The 3,939-nt window shown below is 27.4% G+C and carries 3 protein-coding genes; all 3 read right to left on the bottom strand.

Annotation, left to right across the window (positions count from 1 at the left end):
- Positions 1-42 precede the first annotated feature (42 nt).
- The 3 genes from BST80_RS04380 to BST80_RS04370 all read right to left on the bottom strand — a co-directional run bounded on the left by BST80_RS04380 (position 43) and on the right by BST80_RS04370 (position 3,119).
- Positions 43-834: an aldo/keto reductase family protein gene (locus BST80_RS04380; protein WP_415746129.1), complete on the bottom strand. Its 792-nt coding sequence runs from the start codon at positions 832-834 to the stop codon at positions 43-45.
- A 20-nt stretch (positions 835-854) separates the two neighbouring features.
- Positions 855-1,865, bottom strand: coding sequence for a fructose-bisphosphatase class II (locus BST80_RS04375; protein ID WP_415746128.1), 1,011 nt, complete (start codon positions 1,863-1,865; stop codon positions 855-857).
- A 90-nt stretch (positions 1,866-1,955) separates the two neighbouring features.
- Positions 1,956-3,119: a hypothetical protein gene (locus BST80_RS04370; RefSeq protein ID WP_415746127.1), complete on the bottom strand. Its 1,164-nt coding sequence runs from the start codon at positions 3,117-3,119 to the stop codon at positions 1,956-1,958.
- Between the last annotated feature and the right edge of the window lie 820 nt (positions 3,120-3,939).

Below are 3,939 nucleotides of genomic sequence, written 5' to 3'. Positions count from 1 at the left end.
TTANNNTTNNTNANTATTTTATAAAAATAATAATATTTTTCATTAAAACCTATCAAATGTTTCGGGATAAATATTATCATACATATTAAGACTCTGTAAGATTTGAATTGTTTTTTTAGTTAGTCTAATTTTTTCACTCTGCTTGTTTTCTTGGATATGACGTAATAGTTCTGCTTTAGCAATTGGTTGAATACTAAAATATTGGATTCAAGCTAAAACTAATTGAACAACAGTACAATTATATTTTTTAGCTTCGGCAACTAGAATTTGATTTTCCATTGTATTAGCAATTGGTGAATATGCTTGTACCAAAATGTTTTTATTTTGACAATATTGTACACGATCTCATCTTTGGTTAAAAGGATTAAATTCAATTTGGTTTAAATTTGGATAAATACCCGTTTCTTCAAACAAAATTTCAATCATATCCTTATCAAAATTACTTACACCAACAACATTAATTAACCCTTTCGCTTTGCATTGTAGCAATTCGGTATAGGCTTTGATAGTTTTGTAAAAATTTAAATTTGGGCGATGAATTAAAACAATATCTAAATAAGTAACATTTAATCGTTTTAACGACTCTAGCACAGCATTGGTAGTATTCTCTGCCTCAATATCATCACATCAAATTTTTGTTTCAATAGTAATATCTTCTCGCCTTTGGTTATTAGAATTTAAATATTTTTTAATTGCTCGTCCAACAATTTCTTCATTTTGATAAACTTTAGCAGTATCAATAATTTTATAACCATTTTGTAAAGCATTAATAATCGCCTCTTCTTTTTTTAAAAATAAAGTTCCAAATGCAATTTTCTCTAAGCGAAATGGCATTGTTCTAACCTCCTCTAAAATTATTTACTATATTGTTTTAATAACTCTTCAATATTATCTGTTATTGGATATTTTGATATAATTTGATAATAAATATTATTATAACCAATAAAAGAATGGACAACATATTCTTTCTCAATAATTTGTAATGGTTTTAAAACTGTTCTACCTGTTAAACTAGCGGCAAAAAACATTGCTTGTTTATCAGCAACTAAATCTTGTTCAGAAAAAATTGTGTTGTAACTAATTTTTTTCTGTTCTAAACCTTGCTGTTCAATTTTCATTCGTAATGCTGTTTCTTTTTCATTTGGTCAAATTTGCTCATACCGAATTAAACGTGCAAACATTTTATAAAAACGTGCAAACATTTTATAATTAGTTGCAATTGCTAATGCACTCATTAGAACTCCTTCTGGTGCACCACCAATTCCATACAAAAAATAAGCCTTCTTTAAAACAACATCAATTGCTCCTAATACATCTCCTTCATTAATTAATTCAACCTTAATGCCTAATTGACACATTGTTTTTATTATTTTTTGATGACGCGGTTTATTTAAAATAATACATGATAAATTTTGTTTAATTTTTAATAAAGTCAATAAAATTGCTTCAATTGGTTTATTAAAATCAACTATTACAGCTAAGTCCTGTGATAAAAACAATTTTTCCATATACATTTCTGGGATTTGTAACATTGTATTATTTTTAGCAACAGCAATACATGAAATTGAACCCGGTTCATTTTTACTAGCTGGTATTGTCCCTTCAATTGGGTCAACTGCAATATCAATCGTAATTGCTTCTTGTTGATGAGAAAAAGTTTGCCCTTGATATAACATTGGTGCTGCATCAAGTTCACCTTCGCCAATTGCAATTTTTGCTTTAACATCATTACTTGTTAATAATTTATTAATAATATCAACTGCTTTTTGGTCTAACATATTTTTATCATTTTTATCAACCAATTCATATGAAGCAATCACAGCTAACTGGACCGCACGTAAAAATAAAAGACTATTTGTTTTCATTGTTCATTCCTTTGCTTGCTATTAATATTTAATCATATAATTTCCAAAATAAAAATGTAAAATACCTTACATTTTTATTTTTTATTAACCTTATTTTGTATTTTGTTTTGGAATCTTACCAAATAATTCATGAAAGGCCCGCTTTGATCCAACTTTACTAGCACGAACTAAAAATTCATTGCTAGAAATAATAAAAGTACAAAAGACAATTGGAATAACATATACTCAATAATATCATGTTGGTTCTGAAATTTTATTTGGAACATTTACTGCAATAAAAATATATTGAAAAATTGGGGTTCAAAAAAACATTAATAATTGGGTTGAAGTTGTATAGGTGGGTCCAGACATTGCTAAACATGCATAATATAGCATTCGAGAACTACCCATAATAATTCCTCCAGCAAGAACAATTAATGCATAATCATAATATTGAAAATTAGCAAAAATTTTATAACCATCTAAGAAACTTTGATGAGAAAAAACTGCAGCAATTGGTGTCCCTAATAATAACATTAATATCGCTGAAGAACTTGTTTTAATTGATACTGTTTCATGATTTGTAAATTTAATTTTTGAAGAACTCATTAAATGGGACATTCCTAATGCTTCCATTGCATAAAAGCCAGCGGTCACTAAAGCTAAACACATCCCTCCAATCGATGATCAAGCTAATCCTTCTTCAATTACAAAATGAATTGACATTCCTAAAATTAAACATGTAGAAATTGCTAAAGCAGTTCAAGTATATTTACTTTGACGAGCACGAAAGAAAATAGCACTTCCAATTGCCGTTAAAATAACATTTAAATTTAACAATAATCCTGGAACAGTTCCATCTGTACCACCTTGATGATTAATTGTTAATAAAACTGATAACTGAAAAAATACCATTGCAACCGGACCACCTAAAAAACCATATAATACAATTAGTCAAGTTTCTTTGTGACGAAGTAATTTTAAAAAATTAATAAAATTTTTGGGTTTATAAAAAATAAACATTACAAAAGTTGCCATTATTTCTTGAACTGTCACATAAAAAGTGGCATTAATTGGCGCTGCTAAATTATCATATGGTCCTTGTTCTGGAATAATATATAGCATTAATGGGACAATAGAATACCCAACTGCAGAAATTAATCCATACATAATTCCCAGAATAATGCGACGTTTTGTACGAATAGTATCTAATTCATTTTTTACATTTTTTTCTTTTTGTAATAACTGTTGATCTGTGGTAACCTGATCTGCCATATTTATACTTTCCTAATCCATTCTTTTTTACTATAATATAATATTGTTTTTTTAAAAACTATTAGCTATATCTTACACTAAACATAAAAAAAGTTAAACTTTTTTAACTTTTTTTATATAAATTTAATAAGTAACATTAATATAATCAAATTATTATAATTAATTTTTCCCATGTATCGTGTAAGTGAAGTGCAACAAATCAACTCAGAAAGGGATTGATTTTTTATTGAAAAGAAACATTATTTTATTTTGCGGTCCGTAGTAATTAAATATGGTAANGATANTGNNATTAATNCTGTCAAATAANAAAGAAAATTGCAGAGAATAATCTCTGATATCTTNTNCTCAAGATCTCAACAATTAATCTGTANNCAACAATTAATCTGTAGACAATTTCATAACAGATNACATGGGGAGTATTATTTAAAAANACATTAAANAAATTTTATTATAAAGATCGAAAAATAATGTAACACTCGNATATTTAAGGGATATATGCAAATTATCCTAAGACTGGCTCTAGGGGGAAAATATACTTGCTCTAAAGAAAGTAGAATANCAAATACGAGATCATGTATGTATATGAGTTCACACGTCTTCTTAAAGCAACCTAGGCTCATTTCGATACAGAATAAGTTATGGAATATGGGTAATGGAATCCGATTTATGTATCACTAAACACTACAAGATTAAAAATATGAAAATGCGATCAGAGCACTATGTGCACATGAGAAACTATTTAAAGGATATTTGGAATTTAGCTAAAAGGTTCTAGAAAATGTCTACGTTCTAAAAGCTATTTGTTGATTATTAAGAGTAT

Source organism: Spiroplasma sp. Moj, from assembly GCF_016082285.1.
In the GTDB taxonomy this organism is placed as follows: domain Bacteria; phylum Bacillota_I; class Bacilli_A; order Mycoplasmatales; family Mycoplasmataceae; genus Spiroplasma; species Spiroplasma phoeniceum.
The sequence above is the reverse complement of the archived record's forward strand: the minus strand, read 5'-3'. Positions and strand labels throughout refer to the sequence as shown.